Genomic DNA, 22,530 nt, shown 5'->3' on the forward strand with positions numbered 1-22,530 from the left:
AACTCATTTATATATCATCAAAAAAATCATTTGGATCAAATGGAATATCATCATCCGGATCTTTATCATGGGCATTGACACCGGGTGGATTAAATAATCCCCAACTGTCTTTGATATAATCCCATACATCAAAACCCGTCACCCAATCAATAAACAATAATCTGAATTCATTAATGGTATTTCTTAATAATTCGATGTAATCTTTATCCTTGATGCATTCTTCGAAACGTAAACTACCTGCCTGTACATACAATTCTCTGGCCGCTTTGCGAATAAGCGCTGCGTTTTCCATTTTTAAATCATACAAGCCAACCCCTGCGGCACCAGCAATTTTGGCAGGAATATGGAACGCATTTTCCATCATAAAGCGTACCGTGGTTTCTTGTAAAAACTCGTTCTCTTTGGGCACAATTTCCACTAATCCCATGGTGATTTTTAGGATTTGCTCTGCCTTTTGGTACAAAGGCATTTGCTGTAATTCATCGCGTTTTGACATCTTTGTTTTATTTAAAAATCATCATCAAAGAGAGGATTAGTACTCAAATCTTGTACCCAATCAGACATTTCAAAACTGAACCAATCACAGAATGTTTTGAAATCTCTTTTTTTTATACAATCGTTCTCATCTGTCCAAATGCCGCTTAATTCTTCTATGAAAATTTCCTTGAAATATTTTTTGATGTGTTTGTCGGCATCTTCAAAATCAGGATTGGTTAAATAGGTATGTGATTCGCCTAGAACATTTATTTTCATTGGGAATTCAGGTGTTAACCCATTTGCCCAATCTATAAAAGGTTGTTTTGGTACCACTGTAATGGCACTTCTATTTAAAATTTCCATATTTTACTTTTTATAATTTTGAAATGCTTAATCTCTTAATTCTAACAAAATATCATCAATCTCCCAATCCTCTCCAACTTCTCCATCAGTGACGGACTGGATTTTACAACCCAAGTCATCAAAAAAATAATAAAACGCCACTTGCCCATTCACTTTTAAAACGCCATTTTGTGTATCTGCTTTTAGTTTAAAACGCCATGTTCTGCGCAGTTCTCGGGAAGTGAAAACCAAATAATTAGGTAGAATTCCCGTTTTTTCAAATGGAATCATACCTCCTGATTGCAGTTTCAGTGCGAACTCAGGATGTGTACTTTTATTTTTCATAACGTGCGCTTGCCTCTGCAACCATACCCAACATGTCATCCTGAGCTTGACGAAGGACGGCAACATCACCCACACTAACCTGACCATTCATCAACATTGGCAACAACCAATCCCGAAGCGAAGCGAGTTCTTGGTTTTCTTTAGAATTAGTCAAAATTTTATCTATTGAAGATTTTAACGTATTAGAAAAATTAATCAATATTTCTTTTTGTGGCTTTATCACTTCTATAGCAGAGAAATCACCTTTATTCATATTAGCAAATGTATTACCCGTTTTTGCACTAGAATATTTAAAGTAATCAGTCAAATAGAAATACAAATAATATCTGTTTTCAAAATTTCTACAAACAACAGAATTTAATTGTTGATTTGTTTGAGAATCTTCTGCTGCAAAACCAACTAATCCTGGGCTTGCTATACAGGTTACACAAATAGTTCCTTTTGGGATAAATTTATTAGCTTGTTGATTGGCTCCATCCATTGTCAGTTTTTGAACAGTTGAAACAATATGCATATTTCCTCTAACATCGCCAATAGTAATAAATGGAATATTTCCATTATAAAAATCTGGATTTGAAGTTGAAGGTGTTTTTCCCGTTACGATATTTTTTTCTATCTTTTCTAAATCTAAAGTTTCCCACCTCTCAGGAATTTCTCTTTTCAATTCCTCATTCCAAACCATTTTACCACCAGAAGTTTTATAAGGTTTTCCGTTGGCATCAGGAAAATCAAACTGCACAAACCAATAGTCGTACAGCGTTTTTGCCATCGCTTCGAGCTCGGCATTGATGCGGTTGTTGAGTTCTATTTTGGCATCTAAATCAGAAAGGACTTTGGCAATTTTTTGTTGTTCATTTAATGGAATTAATGGAAATTCTAATAAACGGAAATTTGTTGTTGCTTGTGCCAAAGCTGGAACACCAACATGACTTTTGAAAGATAATAACCTTTTTTGCCCTTCATCAGTATGAAAGTAATATGTGAAATATATTGGATCAACTAAATCTCTTTTCAATGAAACTCTGAATTGACTTTGTGAAATTACATAATTATCATACTTAGAATTATCAGGAATATAACTAATTTGACCAACTGTTCCTCGATGTGTAATAATAATATCACCTCGTTTAGCATTTGCTTTTTTAAGTGCTTTAGCTTTTTCTGGAGATACATATTTGAATGATGTTTCAGTTAATTTTATGCTTGAAACATTTGATCCATTTAAAACAGGTACTCCATCACTGATAAAATTATCAACTTTAATATCGGAACCAAAAGGCCCCATAGAAATTAATTCTATTAAGTCATTCATTAAAGTCATCACCTTACTCATATCTCAACCCTTTCAAATTATTCTGAATTTCAATTTCTAAAGTTTTGCTTTCGCTGAAAATCATACTTAAATTGGTTTCAAAATATTTCATTTTGTCATCAAATTCCTTTGCAGTAATATCGGTGTATTCAATTTTCACTTCAAAATACTGTCCGGCACTCAACGAGTAGTTTTTGGCTTTGATATCGTCATACGAAACCACCACCGAGAAATCTTCCTTGGCTTCGTGCTGGTTAAACGTATCAATGATGTAATCTTCTTCTTGCGGGGATAATAATGTTTTTTGGTTCTTTCCTTCTTTTACCGTAGTTCCTAGTTTAGAAGCATCCATCAGTACAATATCGCCTTTGGTGTTTTCCTTGTCAAGGAACAAAATAGAAACGTTAGTTCCTGTAGTTGCAAAAATATTACTCGGCATACTTACTACGCCACGCAACATTTTGCGTTCCACCATCTGCTCGCGTATTTTTCGTTCTATACCACTTTGTGCAGTGATAAATCCTGTGGGTACTACAATAGCCGCTTTCCCTTTTGCGGTAAGCGAATACATAATGTGTTGTACAAACAACGGATAAATTGCCATGCTGTCTTTCTTGGCTTTAGGAATATTAGGCATTCCTGCAAAAAAGCGTTCGTGGTTTTCCTTGCTGTCTAAATCGGCCACATAATCCGAGAAATCCAACTTAAACGGAGGATTACTCACAATGTAATCAAACTGCTGCAAGCGTCCGTTTTTGTCTTTGTGATACGGTTCTAGAATCGTGTTTCCTTTTACAATATTCGGAATAGAATGTACCAAATCATTCAGGATTAAATTCAGTCGCAATAGGTTCGAAGACTTTTGTGAAATATCCTGAGAATACACGGTGCATTTCGTTTCGCCAATCTGGTGAGCTAGATTCATCAACAAGGTTCCGGATCCCGCACTTGGATCATAACACGTTACATTGCTTACTTCACCATCCACTAAACAACGTGCCATAATTTTAGCTACGGCATGCGGTGTAAAATATTCGGCATATTTTCCGCCACTATTGGTATTGTAATCGCTTATTAAATATTCGAAAATCGTCGCATAAAAATCAAACTTTTCATGAAAGATATTCTCAAAACTAAAATTAATCAGCTTGTTGATAATGGCTTTGCAAAAATCATCGCGCTTGTCCGTTACATATTTACTTATGTTTTCGAACAAGACAATTTTCTCGCCACCTTCGGTCAATACTGAGAATAAATCGCTGTTTTCTTTTGCAATATCCAGTAAGGTATTGTCAAATATATCCGAGAAGTTGGCTTCGTTTTGTCTTTCGAACAAACTGGAAATAAAATGTTTGGGTTGCAAGCGGGCGGTACTTTCGCTCATTTGCATCATCAGCATTTCGTAATCGTTGTCATTGTAGCTTTTTAAAACGGCTTCCCAATTGTCGGCTGTTGCTATTTTGTCGTCGATTTGTTTTACTTCATGAACAAATTTGTCGTTCAGGAATTTATATAAAAATACTTGGGTGATAATCTTGAATTCGTTTCCGTCATTTCCCAAACCATAATTGGCACAAACGCTTTTTAAATCGTCTATGAGGTTTTTGGTTTGCTTTTCAAATTGTATTGTGGTAGTCATTTATTTTTTCTTCTTTTTGTCTTCTTTTTGTCTTCTATTTGTTTTAAGCTGTCTTTTGCATTCAATGCTGTTACAACTTTTTTCCCAGTTTTGGACTCTAATTCTTTCATAGCTACTTTGGCTACGTTGCCTCCTTGTTCCGCCACCTTTTTATTTTCTTCGAAGCTTTCAGGATTAGTCGCTTTCGAAATGTCTTTGGTCGAAGCTTCTGCCAACATATTTAAGATCAATTGGGTGTTGGTCATATTGTCTCTCAGGTTTTCCTTTTTCAAGCCTTTGAGCATTTTATATTCTTTGGTTGTTTTTCCCGACCAGGCTTTAGAAATAATATCAGTAAGTGTTGCAAACTGTACCCTTTCTTTCAATCCTCTACTTTTCCATTCATCCGTTAATTCTTTTCGGATTTCAATACTTTTTAAGCGTTGGTTAATCCAATTTTCCGAATAACCCAAACTCATATATTGTTCCAATGCTCTGTCAATAGTCAATTCAGGATCTTGCATTTCGTCTAAACGTTCTGCAGCTATTTGCGCCAACCAAACTTTAAAAGGTTCCGCTTTAGGCGAAGGTATCGACTGAATTAACCTGAAAAGTTGTTCGGTGTCAGCAACATCGGTTTTATAATATTTTCCATCAGCTGACTGCATTTTCAGTTGACTACAATTTGTAGTCAACTGACTTCCTTCTTTTTTTAATCTTGTTTTTAGTACACTCCAATACTTTCGTGGATTAGGACTATCGGTTAGTACACTCACGGTATCAACAATAGAAAAATACCATTTTTCCTCGTCTTGATTCCAAAGGGTTCTTACTTTTTTTTCTTCAAATAATTGAATGGCTTCTTGCTGTTTCATATTAGTAGGCTGTTCGTCCATAAAACTCATTCATGTATTCTTTGACAATCATTCCGTTGATGCGCTTGGTTGTGGTTGCATCCAATTCCAAATGCTGTTTATTCTTGAACTGGTCAATCACCAATCGCATTACCATACGTTCCACAAAACTTTCGTTCTCTAGCATTTTAGAGTTTTGAATAATTTGTGCGTCAACGGCTATTTTCAATCCGTTTAAGGCTTCAAAAAGTTTGGATTCGCTATCCGTCAAGGGATCTTTTTCCATCAATCGTTTGTGCAAGCGGGCGTATTTTTCGTCGTTATCGTATTTGGCTCTCAGTAATTGGTTTTTGCGTTCTAATTCTTTGGCTTGCGTGTATATCTTTTCAAGTTCCCTGATGTTGCGTTCCATTTCCTCTTTGGTAACTTCATTCAAGTTTTTCTTTTTGAATAAGCGTTCGAGTTCCTCTTTTAGCGAAATAAATTCCGGTGATTTTTGGTCGAAATTACCGCCCAACATTTCTCTGGTTTTTTGAAGAATGTTCTTGAGTTGATCGGCCAAAACCATTTCTTCTTCCTTCACTTTTACAAATGCAAAAATAACATCTTCTAAGGCAATGTTCAATAGGTTTGAGTTATCAATATTGCTTTCTAAGGCTTCTTTTGCATTAATCAATGCCAAACGTTCATTAGCTGAACGGGATAGTACGGTTAAGGTATGAAAATCGAGTTGTTCTAATAATTCATAATTGCCCGATAATCGTATCAAGTTATACAAACTCTTGGCATTATTCAACACCCTAGTGATTTTTAGAATTTCGCTTCGGTCGTTGATTTGCGTAATTTGTTGCGAGAAAACCTCAGCGTTCATGGTATCAAAATGAAACAAGACGTCTTTGATTTCCTTGATTTCCGTATTAATTTCTTCCTGCGATTTAAAGATGTTGGAATAATGCTCCATTTCATCCCCTAATTCCGATTGCAATTCGTTGAAATAATCTTGATTGGTTTTATCGAATTCCTTTTGGATATCGGCAAAATCGACTACATAACCGTATCTAAAATCTTTGTAGGTTCTATTTACTCGGGTTAAAGTCTGCAATAAATTGTGCGCTTTAATTACACGTCCAATATATAATTTCTTTAATCTTGGTGCATCAAAACCTGTAAGCAACATGTTGTACACAAATAGAAAATCAATTTTTCCGTCTTTGAATTCTTCTACTTTATTTTTGCGTTCTTCTTTGGTGCCTATGTCGTGAAGGATTACCACAGCAGTGGTTACTTTGCTTTCGGATTTCTTTTTAGATCCATAATTTTCCAAAGGTTCCGCAGCTTGTAACAAACTATTATCAACGGTTGTATTTGTAGCATATTTCGATTCGAATATTTCAAACAACATTTTAGCTTGTTCGGATGAATCGCAAACCACTAATCCACCAATCGTATTATCATTCATCGAGATGCGTGCTTTCTCAAAATCCTGAACAATATAATCTAGCATTGGTTCTACAAACTTAGGGTGTGCGTAGACAATTTTCTTATCAGCATTGCCTTTTAGCACATCAATTTCTTCCAGAGCTTGTTTTAATGTCAGCTTGTAATTAGTTTCAATCTCTTCCCGAATCAAACGCAAGGTATAACCATCCGCAATCGAGGAATTGTAATAGTATTTGTGAATATAACCGCCAAATAAAGCTTTCGAATTATAATCTGTTCCTAACAGCGGTGTTCCAGTTAAACCAATTTTAATAGCGTTGGAGTCCGATTCGTTAAGGTTTGCCAAGAAACTTCCTTTAGGGTTGTAACTGCGGTGTACTTCGTCTAAGAAATAAACACGCTGTATGTTGAGTTGGTAATCGGTATTACGAACCACATCAGCATCATCCTGAAATTTCTGAATATTGACAACCGTAATTTCCGCTTTACCAGAATTGTTATGAATGACGCTGGTTGACTTGATATCTTTTGCAAAATCATCTCTTGAATTGATTTTATGCACGACCAGTCCACGGCTATTGAATTCTTTAGAAGCCTGAGTCAATAGATCTAAACGATCTACAATAAAATAAAACTTAGGTATGATATTCTTCTTTTGAAAATAATCGGTTAGGTATTTTACGTTGTAAAACGTCAAGGCTGTTTTCCCGCTTCCTTGCGTATGCCAAATAATCCCTTTTTTAACGCCTTCTTCCAGCTTGGCTTCAATGGCTTTGGTTGCAAAAAGCTGCGGATACCGCATGATGTGTTTTTGCAAGCCTTTAGAACCTTTTACATAAGCTATGGAATATTGCAGCATAAATTGCAAACGCTCTTTTTGGAATAGAGAGGTGCAAATTCTATTAGTCATTTTGTCAGGATTTTTATTGGTTATAAATTCTGGTGAATTTTTAATCCCGACGAGATTGTTGTCTTTTAAGATAAAATTTTCAAGATCATCATCAAATGGAGTCAATAGTGTATTTAAATCAAAAGTAACTTCTTCTCTAAAATAGTTAAATGATGGTTTTTCATACGATGCCGTAGCATAAAAAGCTCCCTCAATAGGCATGATGGAATTATTGTCATATTCCATATTGTTGGAAAAAACCATCAATTGGGTGCTGTTGACAAACTTTCTGAATTTTTTGTTTTGAAATCGTCTTTCGATACGTTTGTGCTCTTCTAATATTCCATTTTGATTATTAGGTTTTTTTACTTCAATAAAAACCAATGGCATCCCGTTGATTAATAAAGTAATATCTGTTCTGAACTCTTCATCATCTTTTTTGCAAGGCAATTCAGTAACCACGTTGAAAGTGTTGTTCTCGAAATTCTCAAAGTCAATCAATCGGATTCCAGATCGCTCCGTAATTCTTTCGTAAAACGCTTTTCCTAAATCTTCGTTATCCAACAGTAAAGAGACTTCATCCAACAATCGTTTTGCATCAGATGGCTCAATACCTGAGTTTATCTTAGAAATACTGTCTATAAAAACGGTGGTAAAAATATTGGTACTTTCGTCCCAAACAGCGTTTTTGAGCGAAAGGTAATTGTATCCTAAACAGGTTAAATGGAGTAAGGTTGGAATTTTTACTCTGGAATCTTCGTTGAATGTCATTATGGGATTGATTTTAATTTAAAATCTGATAATTCGATCGCTAATGTATTGAATATTTAATTAAGACGAATGAGAAAAGCCGTAAAAGGACTACTTTTTATCGTATGAATTTCATTAACATTGAAAAATTTTAATAGTCGCTGCGGTAAATATTCTAATTTATTAAATTCCTTAGTACAAATTTTTATTCAAAATGCTCCTTTTTGATTTTATCTAATAATTAATTAATTTTTGAAATCAAAAAGTTTTAAAAATGATGCCAGAATTAGCAAATAAAATAATATACAATTTCAATATGCTTTTTGGAGAGTGCAAAATAGTTTTTACTTTTTCAATACCAAATAGGCCAGACTAGGATCATTTAAAAGGCGCTCAATTTCAGATTGCATAATCTCTTGAATATCCTGCTTAATTTGTAAATAATTTCGTTGCACAATAGTTGTATCAATCTTCCTAATAATGGCAATATCTTTATAATTATCTTCTTCTTTTTTTAGTCCATCGTGGTCATTGACTATTTCACAATGAAACGTTTTTAATTCAATTTTGCAGTTAGGATCATCGGCAACCATGCCTACAAATTCACCTGAACTTAAAGCAGATATTTTAGATGGGGGAACAGCTGACTCTAATTGTTTGGAGCGGCTGATGGAAGTGTCACCACTATTTATCGATAGCGATTTTCTGTCCTGCATAATTTTTCCAAAACGCTCTGACAATTGCTTGGCGGTGTCACCAGTAACTTGACCGCTGACGATGTTTCCGGTGATGTTCATAATCACATCGGCTTGCTCGCGCCCGTAATCTTTACGAAGTTGACTGAAATCTTGGATCCCCAAACAAGTGGCTACCTTATTGCTTCGTGCGGTTGCAATCAGACTATCCATATTGTTGAGATAGATAGTCGGAAATTCATCGAAGATCAGACTGCTTTTGAGTTTACCTTTTTGATTCACTAACTTGATTAAACGGGAAACATACAAGGATAATACGGCTCCATAAATTTGAATTTTTTGAGGGTTATTTCCTATACAGACGATTTTTGGTTCAACCGGATTATTAATGTCTAATGTAAAGTCATTTCCGGATAGTACATAGTACAACTGGGGAGAAGAAAGTCTGGCCATCGCAATCTTAGCAGAAGCAATTTGCCCCTCCAGTTGTTCCATGGCATCATTGAGATACGCATTTATAAATGGATTGATGAGTACTTCAATTTCTTTCTCCGTCCGCAATATTGTAAACAGACTGTCATAGTCGAGCTGCATGAGCTCAATAACATGGGGCAGCGTGCAAAATTGACCCTCCTTGTACTTTCTTAGATACCAGATGATCGCAGTCAGAAAATTGATCGGTGATTCGACAAAAAAGTCACCCTGTCTTTTGATCCATTCCTTGTTTAAACCCAGTAAAATAGTTCGCGCTGATTCAGCAGCATCCGTGATGTCGGTCATAGCGGAAGGCTCCAATGGATTGCATCGGTGTGTGCGGGTCAGGTCATCGAAATTAATCACATAAAACTGTGGTGGAATAGGATAGAGGTGTTTGTATTTCAGCCAAGTATTATAAGTGATTTTTGAAAGGTCGTCAAATTTAAAATCATAAATAAACATGGTAAACCCTTTGCGAATGTGCTGGGTAATCACATGCCGAATAACAAAATAGGATTTACCTGATCCTGGAGTTCCCAAAACCATCAACGCACGAAAGGGATTGATAATATTGATCCAGCTGTTTCGGACTTTATCTTTCAAATGATACCGCGCCGGAAGATTGATGGAATATTCATTTTCCAGCAATCGTTCTTCCTGCGGAAAGGTTTCATTTTCTTTATTGAAAATATCGTTGCTATTTAACCGGTTTTTTATAATCCGTGAGAGTAAAGTACCTCCTGAAAGCATTACTAAAAATCCGATAGTCGTACTACCGATATAAACAATTGCTTTTGCAGTAGTATCTGTTTTTAGGAACAGCGATAAGTAGCTCAGAAAGTAAATTAATACACCTGTTATGATATAAGCAAGTGCTGTTTTATGATTTAGTTTTTCGTCTTTGCGGCCTTTTGCTCCAAGTAAGGAAATCAATAAAAATCCCAAAGTAAAAATCTTGGATTTATGAAAATAGCGGAACAATCCCGTGCGCTGTATGTTACCTATAATAGAATCACTAAAGGCACTAACAAAGCCCCACTCTTTGAAGGCGCTATAACAATAATAATAAAAATGGAGGAGTAAAAGTACAATACTGATGAGTCGGGTCATATCGAGAATTTTTCGCAATGCCTGTTCGTTTTCGCCTGTTTGCATAGCCATAATGGTTTCGTTTATTGATTATCAGATTGTCCTTTTCGTTTCTTTTTTTTCTTCTTGCCTTTTAGTTGATTGGGTAAGAAGGAGGAATCGTGTTCTGACTGTGTAAGTGCATTAACAAATTTTGCCATCACGTTACTATCATCACCCGTTATACTTTTTTTAGAATCTTGATCAACAGAAATATGCCCAACTTCTTTAGAGTCTGATTGCAAGGAAATTGCATCTGATTTTTTAACGGTGAAAACAGTTGTATTTTGATTAATAAATTCATTCAAATTGCAACGCTCCAAAACGGCCTTAGCACTGTATAATTTCCCCAAAGCACTTCCATTAAAAACAGATTGAGTTTGGTGATCCACATAGGTAATACCGTAAATTAAACCCTCTGTATTTTGCCGAATAACCATTTTGATTCCAGACGTTTCTACAATTTTTGCCAATTCCTGAATTGACATTTTTTTATTTTTCAATAATGCAATATCAACAGCATTTTTTATTCTTGATTTATGAGGCGTTCTCGATTTTTCATTTTCATTAAATCGATCTTCTAAAAATTTAAGTGTTGGTTTGCTGTAAAAATCACTCGCTTTAATTGGGACGCCAACCTTATTACCACCTTGATCCAGTATGCGATACACTAACCCTTTGTTTTGAAAAATCCTTGAATTTTCGCTTCCTCTGTCTGCTGCAATGTTATACTGTTGAAGCACAGCATTTAATTCTGGCAGGCTGGTGTATTTGTAATTCTGGATCACTTTATCCAAGACGTTGGTTATAGCCCGTTTGGTTTCGGTGCGTCCGTATTCTACTTTGTTTGTATCAACAGGTTTTATTCCTAATTCTTTTTCTCGTTTATGCTTCTCCGCTGGAACCAATCCATACGCTGTTTCAATTTCTTTTCGGGCTTTTTCAGATTGATTCCGACCAATATTCTGCATGTCTATTCGGCTACCATCATCCCTGACTTTTAGGGAAATGATATGAATGTGAGGGTGTCCCGCATCATGATGTTGATACACCAGATAGGGTTGTTCTTTAAAACCAATTTTCGCCATATAAGTATCCGCTATTTCCATTAGTTTCTCTTTTTGAATTCCTTTTTCAGTCACATCAAAATTGAGCGAAATATGTACGCTGTTCCGTTTCACATTTTCATTCAAATCAGCTTGTTTCAAAAACCGGTTTAGTTTCATTGTAAAAACTATTTTTTCAATATCGACCGGGTAATTTCCGGCGCCAATACATTCTGCTATACCCTGCTGAACTTTATTTTCATTGTAGTTCAAAATGCGATTTATGGAATGACCAGTTTTGATTATTGCAACCATGATTCTGCAAATTTTTGAATGTGTTTTTTGATTTCATCCACCTTATTAAAAAGAATCTTTTTTTCCAATTCGTAGCTAATGAGCCAGTGCTTAAAATCTGTAATCTGCTGTAACGCATGAAGTTTTTTTACAGCCTGATTGAAGTTGTTCCCGATAGCATTAAGTTCCCCTCTCAGGCGAATCATTTCCGCCATAAAATCGTCTAAGGATTGATTTCGATAGGTATTGACGATAGGTTTGTGTAAAAGATTTTTTCTAGCGTAATCGCTTATTTTTCGGCAAGTTGATTTATTAAACTCCTTCATTATCTTTTGATATTCATCAGGGGTCAACCGCAGATGAAGCCATTTTGTTCGGTTGTTTTGCTCTTTCATCATCTATCATTTTACTGTTTTTAAGCTCTTTTAATCTTTCAGTGTCACTGCCCACGAGTCCCGAGTGAATAGGCAGCAAGATATCGGTTGTGATACAACCGGACATCTTGCCGATTGCAGGAACGTGGCAATCTTTCAGAGACTTTAATGTCTATTATAATTTTCAATTGTTTTAAAATGCTCAAAAAGCTGATTTCTTATTTACAGCAAATTTTTTAAAATCAGAGATAGTAAAAACAGTATTTCGGAGCATGTAAGAGCCTACTGCTATAATTTTTGAAATATTACAGTTCTTGCAGAGTCTATTCTTATCTTTATTTATAATACTCAAGGAAAAGGCACGCTAATCAAAATTTTGAACTGTTCGACCCTCAAAATCCAAATCGGTTTTGTTCAAAATTTTTGATTTAGAAAGTGCTTTTTCAAAGCAATATTTCGACTTAAAAGAGACAAAGTCCTGACTATTTTTAGGAAGGTTTTTGGCTCTTGTCTTAAAGAAAAAACAGCATCTGGTACCATAAATTTTAAGTTGAAAATTTGAATCAGATACGAAGTTAAGTAAGCGGTAGCAATCTTACCTATCATAGGTATATTTCGCCTATCAAAGTTAATACGTCCCTTTATACCTTTGTAACAGTAAATTATTAATTAAAATGTGAAAATTATGCTGACAACAAATGATGTGGCTAAAGTGTTTGATACGATATTGAGCACGCCTGGGATGAATGAGATGGTGAAAATTGACTTGAAAATTTCACGAAAAAATGTACTGTTGTTGCATCATGTTATTGAGCGGGGAATGACAGTGGAAAATGATGTTTCAGGAGTATTAGGTAGCCTGTCGAAAGAAGGGTTATCAGAGCTTAAGAATGTAGCTGAAGAGTGTCTTCAAAAAGCTGGAATTGTAGAATTGAATCAAAAGCTTACTACTTTAAGTGCAGCTTGTAAATAGCATAAGCTTCTCAAAGTAAAATGAAGTGCTTACCAAACAAAATAGTGGTAAGCACTTTTTTTTATTGTTCTTCTAAAAGGATAAAATGGCTTATTTCTGAAAACTATTGGCTTGTTTCAGACACGCTATCTTTAAAATAACGTACCTAAATTTGTTTTGGATGTAGCTAATGTAACGGATTTAATTAAAATAGCAGTATACTAAAAAACTATAGAATTATGAAACAACTAAACAAAATCAAGCGTGTTGCCGTTGAATTAATTTGTCTTTTATACGTTCTGTTATTTATATACGCAGCGGTCAGTAAATTACTTGATTTTGAAAATTTTCAAGTTCAATTGGGACAGTCTCCGTTATTAAGTGCTTTTGCTTGGTGGGTAGCTGGATTAGTGCCGATAATGGAACTTGGAATAGTGGTAGTACTGGCAATTCCAAAGTGGCGTACTTTAGGTCTTTTTGCCTCGCTAAGTTTAATGACCTTGTTTACAAGCTATATTTTTATTGTGCTGAATTTTAGTGCTTTTGTTCCTTGTTCTTGCGGCGGTATATTGGAAAAAATGAGTTGGAATACCCATCTTGTCTTTAACGTTGCATTTGTTGGATTAGCTGTTGTAGCTTTGGTTTGGCAAAATCAAATAAGTATTGAAAATACACGATTTAAAATACTACGACCTCTTGTTAAAAGTATTCCTATTGCGATAATATCGAGTGTAGGTATTATGACTATTCTTTTTTTGTGCTCTGAGGATTTAATGCAACGAAAAAATCCTTTCGTTAGGCGGTATATCCGACGCTCTATTGAGCTGGTTCATTCGGTAGATTTAAAATTTAATTCCTACTATTTTTCAGGGTACAACCAAGGCACTATGTATCTTGGTAATTTTACAGACCCACTTCGCATGCTATCAATAGATTCCAGTTTTAAAGCAGTAAAAGGAATTGTAATTGATTTTAAAAATAGGAATCTTCCTTTTCGCTCGGTAAAAGTTTTAATCAGAGGAAATTACTTTTTTCTAACTGATGGCAGTGTGCCCAGAATTTTTAAAGGTAGCATTGAGGATTGGAAAATTACAGAGGAGTTACAAGATGTTCCAAATTTTACCCAAGCAGAACCTATCGATAGTATTAGCATAGTTTTTCGAAATAATACGGGGGTAGGAGCCGCCCATATTCTTGGTATTTTTAACTCGAATCGATCTCCTGAAGTTCAGTATTTGCCAGCTCTATTGCAAAAACAAATAGATGGTATTTTTGATACCGATGGGATGTTGCTTTTTAATGCTGAATTAGGTCGAATAGTTTATGTTTATTTCTATCGTAATGAAATTTTTTAGCAGATAAAAACGGCACCTTGCAACAAAGGCAACGTACGATTGACACCATATCAAATGCTAAGATTAAAGTGGCTTATTTGAAAGATGGTTCGCAACGAAAAATGTCCGCCCCACCCGCTATCGTAAATGCAAACACTGCTACAAAAAGTAACCTTTTATTTGTTGAATCGAAGGTTCCTGGATTATATGAGGATGATTCCATGTGGAAACAAGCCGCTATTATTGACGTATACAATCTAAAAAAGAACACCTATGTTTTGAGCTTTCCAATTTTTGGTGTCAAGGAGAATAAACTCCAATCTCTCTTTGTTACGAAAACCCATTTGTATGTGATTCTTGGTACAAACTTAAAAATTTTCGAATTGAAAGACATTCTTAAAAAAGAAATGATAAATGGAATGTGAACACATTCTCATTTATAAAAAAATACCGGCCAGTATCAGGAAAAAAGATCGAAAACCTGTAGAAAAAAGTAGATCAATTTTAAGTTTAATTTTAATACTTTTTATTATGAAAACGACATTTTTTAAAACGATCGTGCCTTTTGCAGCAGTTGCAATTCTAGGCATTTCAGGAGCCTTTTTGACCACGTCGATGCAAAGTGGTTCTAATTTAGCTACTCCGAAACAAGGGTACATGGATGGGCCAGAAGGGCCTTGTAGTGTCGAGGTAAATTGTGATACCAATCCTGGTCTAATTTGCGAGGTAAACGGTGTTCAGGCTTTCGGAAAAGATAATAATTGTAGTGAGATTCTATATCGTCCTTCAAACTAATTATCAGCCGAGCAAAAAGAGCAGTGCAGTTCCGATAAGGAACTGCACTGTTTTTTTATAAAATAATTACTTTACGCCTTCTTTAATCCAGGATTGATCTTTTCTCTCCTTGAGGTAATAATCAAACCATTCCTCTATTTTGTGGCTGAGATCTTTCTGGTTATTAGGTTTTAATATGACGTGCTTTTCATCGGGGTACAGTAGCATAATATTCTTTTTCCCAAGTCTGCGCAGGGCTAAATGAAATGCCACACTTTGATGCCAGTCCACATGTTGGTCTTCTTTTCCTGTCCATAATAGTAATGGAGTTTCAATAGCACTCACATTCGCAACTGGTGAATTTCTTGTGTACAATGAAGGGTCTTCGAAAGGAGTTTTTCCTAACCGCCATTGCTCACTTTGAAAACGATACATGTCAGGTCTTCCTGTATCCCAGCCAACGGTCAAGTAAAAACTAGTCAGATCCGTTGCTGTTGCTCCAGCAACTGCAGTTGCAAATATATTAGTTTGAGTAATAATAAAGGCACTTTCATAACCCCCAAATGAGTGTCCAATTAGTCCAATTTTTTTTGGGTCCACTAAACCGAGTTTGATTATTTCTTTGGTTGCAGATACCGTACAATCTACAGCATTGAATCCTGCTTTTCCTTGCTCATGTTCAATATCAGGACAAAGTACAAAATAGCCTTTTGACGTAAAAACAGTTCGGTTATATCCGGCTTGCATCAATAGGCTAGGATTGTGGTAAAAGTGAATTTTATCGGATTGCTTCTCATAGACATTAACAATCATTGGATATTTTTTTTGGGGATCATAATTAGCCGGATAATATAAAACTGCCTTTAGTTCCTGTCCCTTGTAATTGCGAAAGGAAATTAGCTTTGAGGTTCCCCAGTGGTATTTTGACTGTTGCGCATTACTTTCGAAAAAAGGTTTTGGTATTTCGGATTTTTTTTGAAACATCAAGCGAGGCGAGAGGTCTGATTGCTGTTCTTGATAGACATATAGCTGCTGATCCTTGATATAGTGCATTTGATCAATGTAGCTGTCTTTATAAACAATTGGCTTTTCTCCAAAATTACTGTTCCACTTGAAGTAGCCTGTTTTTTGATCAGCACCTGCCGCACTTAAAATTAGCTCATGGTCGAGATCGATAGTTTTACTTTTATTACCGTCAAAATTAGATTTAAAAAGATCATTATCGGCGAGCGACGCAATTCTGAAGGTTATTTGCTTTTCCCTTCCATGTGTAAGCCTTTTACTAGTGGTACCATCGGAATTTATGGACCATAAATCATATTGATCGTAAACAATTAAGTTATCATCATTTTTACTCCATCCCACATTTCCATACGCCGCGGTTCCGTCAAGGATATGCACTTTTCCAGAAAAGGACGTATTGCTGTTTTTAGTGACGTTTTGATGCATTCTTTTTGCAATATCATACACCCACCAATGGGCGTCCTTAAAATAGGCAATGTATTTTCCAGAAGGTGAGGGTAAAAGATATTTACTAAAGGATTTGTGTTTTCGAAGTAGAATTTCTGTTTCTCCGGTTTTTAAGTTCATGATATAAAAGTCCCTTAGGCCTTCGTATTCAAATTGAGGCTCATATTCTTTTGGGTTGGATAGAATGGCAAAATCCTGATTACCTGACAGCATCACTTTTGGCAATGCAGGAGACGAAATTGATTTTATACGTTTAAGATGTGGATACCATAACGCTAATGTAACCTGTGCGTTTGGTTGGCTTTTTATTTTCTCAAAAGGATAAATCCATTTAGCATTGCTATTCCAAACTTCGACATTATCAGCCGTTTTTTTTTGTTCTTGTTCCGATTGGGGACAGAGCCCAAAGAAGACACTTAGTCCATCAGAGGATATTGTTAAAGGGTACACCATTTTTCTATCCAAGATTTTATCCGTTGGAAAATCCTTCTGAGTTGTAGGATTCAATTCCTGTAAAGCATTATCTTTTACATTATAGAAATACAGTTTTGTATCATCAGAATCTGAAAGATTAAAGGCATAAAAGGCGATTGATTTGCCGAGTTCATGCCAGGTAAAATAACGGAAATGATTCGAACTGTTTTCGACAATCCAGTTTATTGCACTGCTATTTCCCAAATGGAGTAAACCAATGGAATACTTTAGATTTTTCATTTTCGTAAAAACGAGTTCCTTTTTACTAGGATCCATCTTAAAATTTTGAACATCATTAATGGTGTCAGTTACGTCGGTCTTCAGGTTTATAATTTTCAGTACCTGTTCTTCTTTACTGAGTAGGACAATCTGGTTCGTTTCTATAGAATAATCGTAGTGGCTTACTGGAGGATAAATCTGCTGTTTTCCAGTGACTAAATTTAAAATTCGCAAAGCTCCTTTGTCATCCATACAAACAAAATGATTTGTTCCGACGAAAAGCGAATTTTTCCCAGATGGGAAAGCGAATTTTTTACTCGTCTCAGTATTGCTCACAAACAAAGTATCAGTACCTTTTTCATAGCGCATGCTATAACTGGACCATTTGCCATTTGACGCTACTTTATCAAGGTTTAATTTTCCCCATAAATGATAGTCAGATTCCATGAGCTGTTTTTTTTTTACCACCTGCCCCCAAATAGGACAGGTTGAAAATGCAAAAATCAATATTAAAAATAAAATGAGTTTTAAATTCAGCTGGAAGTGTTTTCCTATTTTGAGTTTCTTTCGAACGGAAATAGTTTGGATTATCATACTATAAATTTTAATAGCCATTATTTTGAGGACGTAGGTTAGGATTTACACTCAGTTCATTTTGAGGCAACGGAAATAAAACATCGGTTGAATTCCAACCAGCTTTGGTAGCGGACAATACGGAATCAATTTTTCCAAAGCGTTTCAAATCAAAAAATCGATGTCCGTATTCGGTAAATAATTCCCATCTTCGTTCCTGCAGTACTGCATTTAAAATTTCGTGTTGTGTAACAGCAGTTGTTTCATTTAATCCTGCACGTTTTCTAATTTTGTTAAGATCTTCTTTTGCCCCAATCAAATCGCCCTGTTGTGCTCTTGCTTCCGCTCGGATCAAATATTGCTCGGCTAAACGGAAAACAATCGAATATTCTACGGAGGTGGCCGTTGGATTAAAAGCTTTGTATTTGTATGGATGATACCATATATCGCTGCCTTTTGATACAGCTTTAGTCCAGTTACTCTTTCTTAAGTCAGAAGTAGTAAACGAGTTTATCAGGTTATCAGATAGCGCCACCATGGTCGGAGGACCTGAAAGGAAGATAAATGAGGCAGCTTCATCGGTATTTTTACCAGCTGTGGCAGGTTGCAGTTGCCAAATGGCTTCTTTAGAATTTTTAAGGAAAACACTACTAATCGAATTTTCAAGAAAATAGAAATTTGTGGCATTTAAAACTCCAGACGAAGCATTGGCTGCTTCCGCCCAGGCTCCATCGTAAAGATATACCCTTGCTAAAAGTGATTTAGCTACAAATTGATTTGGACGAATCCTCTCAGGACCGTCATATTGTTGTGACAATAGATTTATTGCTGTATCTAAGTCTGAAATTACCTGTGTATAAACTTCATTTACAGTATTTTTTTTAACTGTAGTATTACTTTGATAATCTGTAGTTAGGATATAAGGAATTTCACCATAAAGATTTGTGAGATAAAAATGCAGCAGCGCCCTGATAAAGAGAGCCTCCCCCGTAAGCTGCTCTTTTTGTTTAACAGATAGTTTAGCACTCTTCTGAACACCTTCCATTACAGCATTGGCAGCGAAAATTTGATTATAAGAACTATTCCAATAGCTAGAAATTGAAGTGTTAGCCGGTAGGAGCGTATTGAAGTAAAATGGCAGAGCAGGTCCCCCCGGAGCAGAGTAGCAAGTAAATTCATCAGTATAATTTGCTAATTGATAGGAAAGACCTGCTGAAGTGCCAGTCAATAGACCTTGGTCTCTAATCTTCGAATAAACATCAGTTAAGGCACCTTCGGCCGTGGCATATTCATCGAATACTGTAACGGTTGTTAGTTGTGATTTTGGCAGTTCCACTTCCACAAAAGAATCACATGACGTTATACAAAGTAATACTAACGCTACTGGAAATACCAACCAGTTGCGATGTTTAGAAGTCGGTGTTAGTTTTATTGTTTTCATAGGTGTACAGTTAGAAAGTGAGTTGAATTCCTGCAGTTATAATTTTTAAAGGAGGTAAAAAGCCAGCAGTTATAAATTCGGGATCTCCATCTTTATAGCTACTCAAAGTCAGCAGGTTTTGACCCTGAAAAATGATTTGACATTTTGTATTTTGGATAACGAGGGGCAAATCATAAGATAATGCAATGTTTTTCAGCCGTATAAAAGAGGCATCAGTAAGTATACCAGTACTTTGATTGTACAGCGAACTCGCAGTCACTGCTGCACTATTTGCTCCGGTTGTATAGATTTGTTCAGTGGCATCGTCTCCCAGTTGTTGCCAACTGTCAGCCATTCGGGCAGGCTGATTGGTCATTTGTCCTGCAAATCCGATGGTGTAATTGCGTTTTTCCTGTTTTACAAATTGGAAAAGAAAGTCTAATTTCCAGTTTTTGTAACTCAATTGGTTTTGGATTCCTCCAAAATACTGAGGATTTAGATCTACAGCAGTTTGTTTATCGTTCGGGAAGGTGATAGCACCATCGCTATTAATGTCTTTAAATTGATAAACTCCTTTTTGTGGATCGATACCAGTGTATTCATAAAGTAATTCAATGTTCAAAGGTTGACCAATACGATACTTTTGACTGTTTGTGGATGTTTCTAAACCGGGGTAGCGTAAGAGTTTATTCTGAGCAAATGTAAGATTCAAATTGGTTGTCCAGTTAAAATTTTTAGTACTAAAATTAACCGTCCGTAAAGTAAATTCCCAACCTGCATTTTCTACGGTAGCGTCTAGATTGGCCTGTAGGGTCTGGAATCCTGTTGTACCAGGCAATGGTATACCTACAAGTTGATTGGAAGATCGATTTTGGTACCAGGCCGCTGTTAGAAATAGTCGATCATTGAAAAATCCCGCCTCTATAGCAGCTTCCAATTTTTTGTTAATCTCCCATCCAAAGTTGGGATTAAAGAGTCTTGAAGGTTGCAATCCTACATTGGAATCATAAAGAATACCTGTGGAAGTATAAGTGTTTAAGAACTGGTAATCCCCAATTTGATCGTTTCCGGTAGTACCGTAACTGGCCCGAAGCTTTCCAAAGCTAAGCCAGCTGTTTTCTTTTAGAAAATTTTCTTTCGAAAATAGCCAAGCCATACCAATGGCACCAAAAGTAGCAAACTGTTTGCCGGGACCAAAACGACTGGAGCCATCGCGTCTTCCTGTAAAATTGAAAAGGTATCGTTCGTTCCAATTGTAATTTATTCTTCCAAAAAAAGCTTGGTATTTGTATTGTGCATCGTCGCTAAAAAGAACACGAGCAGTTGTTGCTGAGGCCAAATCATAAAGGAGACTGTTGGATGTAAAACCACTACCAAATTGGTAAAGACGGGTTGTGTTTTGGTTTTGGAAAGTTCCTCCTAAAAGCACTCCAATTTTACTTGTGCCTAATTCCTTTTCCCAATTTAGTTGAGGTTCTATAATCCAAGACTGTCGATTGGTAGTGTTGAAGTAGATACTTGAATTGCTGCTTGTTAAATTAAAGGATGGATTGTAAATAGTGGAGGGTGAGGTTCGGGTTTCGGTATGTCTTAAGTCTGTAAATCCAAAATTGCTTTTTAAAACAACAGCTGGAAAAATTTCATACGATATTACGGCATTCGATACCAAGTCATTCGTTTTGGATTTAAATTTAGCGACCATAAAGCGCAAAGGATTTTGCCAAGTGCCATTTTCCCAATTGAGTTTGCCGTCTTCATTATAAAGTGCTGGTGCATTTGGGGCTAGAGAACGAGAGCTTGCGGTCAGGTCGAAAGCCGGCTGGTCGTTATTCTGGAGATTATATCCCGTCGAAAAAGTGAATTTGAATTTATTGTCCTCAGAGCTATGGTTCATATTAAATTGAGCACCACCTTTTTTATAGATAAAATCGCTCGGGAACACAGTAGTTTCTGTATGATAGGTACTGCTCAGTAAAAACTGCGTTTTATTAGAGCCTCCAGAAAGCACACCTTGCACATCGTTAAATTGTGCTGTACCTCCAATAAATTCTTTTTGCCAGTCGGTATACCGGTTTTGATCCCATGTACCGTTTACATCATAGGCAGATTGAGGATAGGTGGTGATACGGTCGTTACTGAGAGCCTGACGGCGCATAGCAAGATACTGCTCGGTATTCATTAGTTTCATGAATTTTGTCACCGTTCCAACGCCGGTCGTCGATTTAACGTTGACGGTCGTTTTACCCGTCATTCCTCTTTTGGTAGTAATGAGCACCACACCATTCGCACCCTTGGAACCATAAATGGCAGTAGCATCCGCATCTTTTAGTACCTCAATGCTTTCAATAGTTGCAGGATTAATACTGTTTAAAGGACTGGTAACTGATGGAAATGTAGAGGATGTTTGATTGTATCCAATAGGGTCAGTGGCGTAAGGAACACCATCAATAATATATAAGGGCGCATTTCCATCGGTTCGAATACTGTTTTGCCCTCGTATTTTAATATCGAATCCACCACCTGGTACGCCAGTGGTTTGTATTATACTCACTCCAGCCATACGACCTTGCATGGCGGCCAGCACATTAGTGACCGGTTGGGTTTCGATGGCTGCTGCCGTTATTCGGGCAATACTTCCGGTGCGTTCGCTTTCTTTCACGGAATAATAACCGGCATTAATTTTGACCTCCTGCAACGCAGTGGCATCCTCTTGCATCTGAATATCTAAAACGGAGCGACCATTAGTTGGTATTGTTATGGTTTTAAAGCCGATGAACGTAAAAACAAGAATGTAGTTGGGCGATGCGGTCAGGGTATATTTACCATTCACGTCAGAGATAGCTCCAGATGTAGCTTTTCCTTTTATGGAAATGGTTACGCCGGGTAATGGGCTTGTGCCATCAGTAATGGTACCGCTTATTTGGCTTTGCTGTGGTTGCGACTGCATTTGCCTCAGTATGGTTTTTGCTGGAGCAGGGGTGTAGGATAGTAAGAACCCAAAAATAATCAGGTACCAAAAAGCCGAACCACCCTTGTAAAATGAAATATTTTTCATAATATTGGTATAGTTAAATGAAACGTTAGTTTTGTTAGCGATGGTCCTCTATACTAGTTTGCTGACGGGTTGGAGGGCCTTTTTTGTGATTTTGAGGTGAGAAGTAAACGGGGCGTTAACTAATCTCACTTTTTGTTATTTTTTTTATCATAGGCATCCTTTTAATTAAATTGTTATATTTCCCAGTATTTTTTTTATTCAAAAATTATAATCTAACA

At 36.3% G+C, this 22,530-nt stretch carries 17 protein-coding genes; 4 read left to right on the forward strand and 13 right to left on the reverse strand.

Going from position 1 to position 22,530, the window contains the following annotated elements:
- Positions 1–7: 7 nt before the first annotated feature.
- The 10 genes from AC0J6S_RS11460 to AC0J6S_RS11505 all read right to left on the reverse strand — a co-directional run bounded on the left by AC0J6S_RS11460 (position 8) and on the right by AC0J6S_RS11505 (position 12,065).
- Positions 8–496: a hypothetical protein gene (locus tag AC0J6S_RS11460; RefSeq protein ID WP_474953931.1), complete on the reverse strand. Its 489-nt coding sequence runs from the start codon at positions 494–496 to the stop codon at positions 8–10.
- A gap of 11 nt (positions 497–507) precedes the next feature.
- Positions 508–840, reverse strand: a complete 333-nt coding sequence (locus tag AC0J6S_RS11465) for a hypothetical protein (protein WP_474953932.1) — start codon at positions 838–840, stop codon at positions 508–510.
- Between the two features lie 27 nt (positions 841–867).
- Positions 868–1,164 carry a hypothetical protein gene (locus tag AC0J6S_RS11470; protein ID WP_474953933.1) on the reverse strand — a complete coding sequence of 99 codons (297 nt, stop codon included), beginning with the start codon at positions 1,162–1,164 and terminating at the stop codon, positions 868–870.
- Positions 1,154–2,497 carry a restriction endonuclease subunit S gene (locus tag AC0J6S_RS11475; RefSeq protein WP_474953934.1) on the reverse strand — a complete coding sequence of 448 codons (1,344 nt, stop codon included), beginning with the start codon at positions 2,495–2,497 and terminating at the stop codon, positions 1,154–1,156. Before AC0J6S_RS11475 ends, AC0J6S_RS11470 begins: the two co-directional genes overlap by 11 nt.
- Entirely contained in the window at positions 2,490–4,115 is a 1,626-nt protein-coding gene (locus AC0J6S_RS11480; RefSeq protein ID WP_474953935.1) for an HsdM family class I SAM-dependent methyltransferase, read from the reverse strand. The genes AC0J6S_RS11475 and AC0J6S_RS11480 overlap by 8 nt, the downstream gene beginning before the upstream one ends.
- Positions 4,112–4,999 (reverse strand): BRO-N domain-containing protein, encoded by an 888-nt coding sequence (locus AC0J6S_RS11485; RefSeq protein ID WP_474953936.1) that lies wholly within the window; start codon positions 4,997–4,999, stop codon positions 4,112–4,114. The genes AC0J6S_RS11480 and AC0J6S_RS11485 overlap by 4 nt, the downstream gene beginning before the upstream one ends.
- On the reverse strand, positions 4,971–8,048 hold the full coding sequence (locus AC0J6S_RS11490; protein WP_474953937.1) for a type I restriction endonuclease subunit R: 3,078 nt from the start codon (positions 8,046–8,048) through the stop codon (positions 4,971–4,973). The genes AC0J6S_RS11485 and AC0J6S_RS11490 overlap by 29 nt, the downstream gene beginning before the upstream one ends.
- A gap of 323 nt (positions 8,049–8,371) precedes the next feature.
- A complete protein-coding gene (mobC, locus tag AC0J6S_RS11495; RefSeq protein ID WP_474956356.1) occupies positions 8,372–10,354 on the reverse strand; it encodes a conjugal transfer protein MobC in 1,983 nt (660 codons plus the stop codon).
- A 17-nt stretch (positions 10,355–10,371) separates the two neighbouring features.
- The gene (locus AC0J6S_RS11500) at positions 10,372–11,688 is read right to left on the reverse strand and encodes a relaxase/mobilization nuclease domain-containing protein (RefSeq protein ID WP_474953938.1); all 1,317 of its coding nucleotides are present in this window, start codon (positions 11,686–11,688) and stop codon (positions 10,372–10,374) included.
- Positions 11,676–12,065: a plasmid mobilization protein gene (locus AC0J6S_RS11505; RefSeq protein WP_474953939.1), complete on the reverse strand. Its 390-nt coding sequence runs from the start codon at positions 12,063–12,065 to the stop codon at positions 11,676–11,678. Before AC0J6S_RS11505 ends, AC0J6S_RS11500 begins: the two co-directional genes overlap by 13 nt.
- 661 nt (positions 12,066–12,726) lie before the next feature.
- Here AC0J6S_RS11505 and AC0J6S_RS11510 point away from each other — a divergent pair.
- The 4 genes from AC0J6S_RS11510 (at position 12,727) to AC0J6S_RS11525 (ending at position 15,122) form a co-directional block, all read left to right on the forward strand.
- On the forward strand, positions 12,727–13,014 hold the full coding sequence (locus tag AC0J6S_RS11510; RefSeq protein WP_113637231.1) for a hypothetical protein: 288 nt from the start codon (positions 12,727–12,729) through the stop codon (positions 13,012–13,014).
- 218 nt (positions 13,015–13,232) lie between these two features.
- The gene (locus AC0J6S_RS11515; RefSeq protein WP_474953940.1) at positions 13,233–14,348 is read left to right on the forward strand and encodes a MauE/DoxX family redox-associated membrane protein; all 1,116 of its coding nucleotides are present in this window, start codon (positions 13,233–13,235) and stop codon (positions 14,346–14,348) included.
- A gap of 17 nt (positions 14,349–14,365) precedes the next feature.
- Positions 14,366–14,752 (forward strand): hypothetical protein, encoded by a 387-nt coding sequence (locus tag AC0J6S_RS11520; protein WP_474953941.1) that lies wholly within the window; start codon positions 14,366–14,368, stop codon positions 14,750–14,752.
- A gap of 106 nt (positions 14,753–14,858) precedes the next feature.
- Positions 14,859–15,122, forward strand: a complete 264-nt coding sequence (locus AC0J6S_RS11525) for a DUF6520 family protein (RefSeq protein ID WP_146779248.1) — start codon at positions 14,859–14,861, stop codon at positions 15,120–15,122.
- 66 nt (positions 15,123–15,188) lie between these two features.
- Here AC0J6S_RS11525 and AC0J6S_RS11530 read toward each other — a convergent pair whose 3' ends face one another.
- From AC0J6S_RS11530 to AC0J6S_RS11540, 3 genes are all read right to left on the reverse strand, one after another.
- On the reverse strand, positions 15,189–17,711 hold the full coding sequence (locus tag AC0J6S_RS11530; RefSeq protein ID WP_474953942.1) for a S9 family peptidase: 2,523 nt from the start codon (positions 17,709–17,711) through the stop codon (positions 15,189–15,191).
- Positions 17,712–17,868: 157 nt separating this feature from the next.
- Entirely contained in the window at positions 17,869–19,278 is a 1,410-nt protein-coding gene (locus tag AC0J6S_RS11535) for a RagB/SusD family nutrient uptake outer membrane protein (RefSeq protein WP_474953943.1), read from the reverse strand.
- Positions 19,279–19,288: 10 nt separating this feature from the next.
- A complete protein-coding gene (locus AC0J6S_RS11540; protein WP_474953944.1) occupies positions 19,289–22,312 on the reverse strand; it encodes a SusC/RagA family TonB-linked outer membrane protein in 3,024 nt (1,007 codons plus the stop codon).
- Positions 22,313–22,530: the final 218 nt, after the last annotated feature.

The sequence above is a fragment of the Flavobacterium sp. TS_SC_5 genome (genome assembly GCF_056156265.1).

What these genes read in the sequence shown, in the direction of transcription:
- AC0J6S_RS11500 (WP_474953938.1), bottom strand. Translation starts at nt 11,688, where the DNA reads ATGGTTGCAATAATCAAAACTGGTCATTCCATAAATCGCATTTTGAAC.
- AC0J6S_RS11505 (WP_474953939.1), bottom strand. Translation starts at nt 12,065, where the DNA reads ATGATGAAAGAGCAAAACAACCGAACAAAATGGCTTCATCTGCGGTTG.
- AC0J6S_RS11465 (WP_474953932.1), bottom strand. Translation starts at nt 840, where the DNA reads ATGGAAATTTTAAATAGAAGTGCCATTACAGTGGTACCAAAACAACCT.
- AC0J6S_RS11525 (WP_146779248.1), top strand. Translation starts at nt 14,859, where the DNA reads ATGAAAACGACATTTTTTAAAACGATCGTGCCTTTTGCAGCAGTTGCA.
- AC0J6S_RS11540 (WP_474953944.1), bottom strand. Translation starts at nt 22,312, where the DNA reads ATGAAAAATATTTCATTTTACAAGGGTGGTTCGGCTTTTTGGTACCTG.
- AC0J6S_RS11475 (WP_474953934.1), bottom strand. Translation starts at nt 2,497, where the DNA reads ATGAGTAAGGTGATGACTTTAATGAATGACTTAATAGAATTAATTTCT.
- mobC (WP_474956356.1), bottom strand. Translation starts at nt 10,354, where the DNA reads ATGCAAACAGGCGAAAACGAACAGGCATTGCGAAAAATTCTCGATATG.
- AC0J6S_RS11485 (WP_474953936.1), bottom strand. Translation starts at nt 4,999, where the DNA reads ATGAGTTTTATGGACGAACAGCCTACTAATATGAAACAGCAAGAAGCC.
- AC0J6S_RS11515 (WP_474953940.1), top strand. Translation starts at nt 13,233, where the DNA reads ATGAAACAACTAAACAAAATCAAGCGTGTTGCCGTTGAATTAATTTGT.
- AC0J6S_RS11480 (WP_474953935.1), bottom strand. Translation starts at nt 4,115, where the DNA reads ATGACTACCACAATACAATTTGAAAAGCAAACCAAAAACCTCATAGAC.
- AC0J6S_RS11510 (WP_113637231.1), top strand. Translation starts at nt 12,727, where the DNA reads ATGCTGACAACAAATGATGTGGCTAAAGTGTTTGATACGATATTGAGC.
- AC0J6S_RS11460 (WP_474953931.1), bottom strand. Translation starts at nt 496, where the DNA reads ATGTCAAAACGCGATGAATTACAGCAAATGCCTTTGTACCAAAAGGCA.
- AC0J6S_RS11530 (WP_474953942.1), bottom strand. Translation starts at nt 17,711, where the DNA reads ATGGAATCTGACTATCATTTATGGGGAAAATTAAACCTTGATAAAGTA.
- AC0J6S_RS11490 (WP_474953937.1), bottom strand. Translation starts at nt 8,048, where the DNA reads ATGACATTCAACGAAGATTCCAGAGTAAAAATTCCAACCTTACTCCAT.
- AC0J6S_RS11535 (WP_474953943.1), bottom strand. Translation starts at nt 19,278, where the DNA reads ATGAAAACAATAAAACTAACACCGACTTCTAAACATCGCAACTGGTTG.
- AC0J6S_RS11470 (WP_474953933.1), bottom strand. Translation starts at nt 1,164, where the DNA reads ATGAAAAATAAAAGTACACATCCTGAGTTCGCACTGAAACTGCAATCA.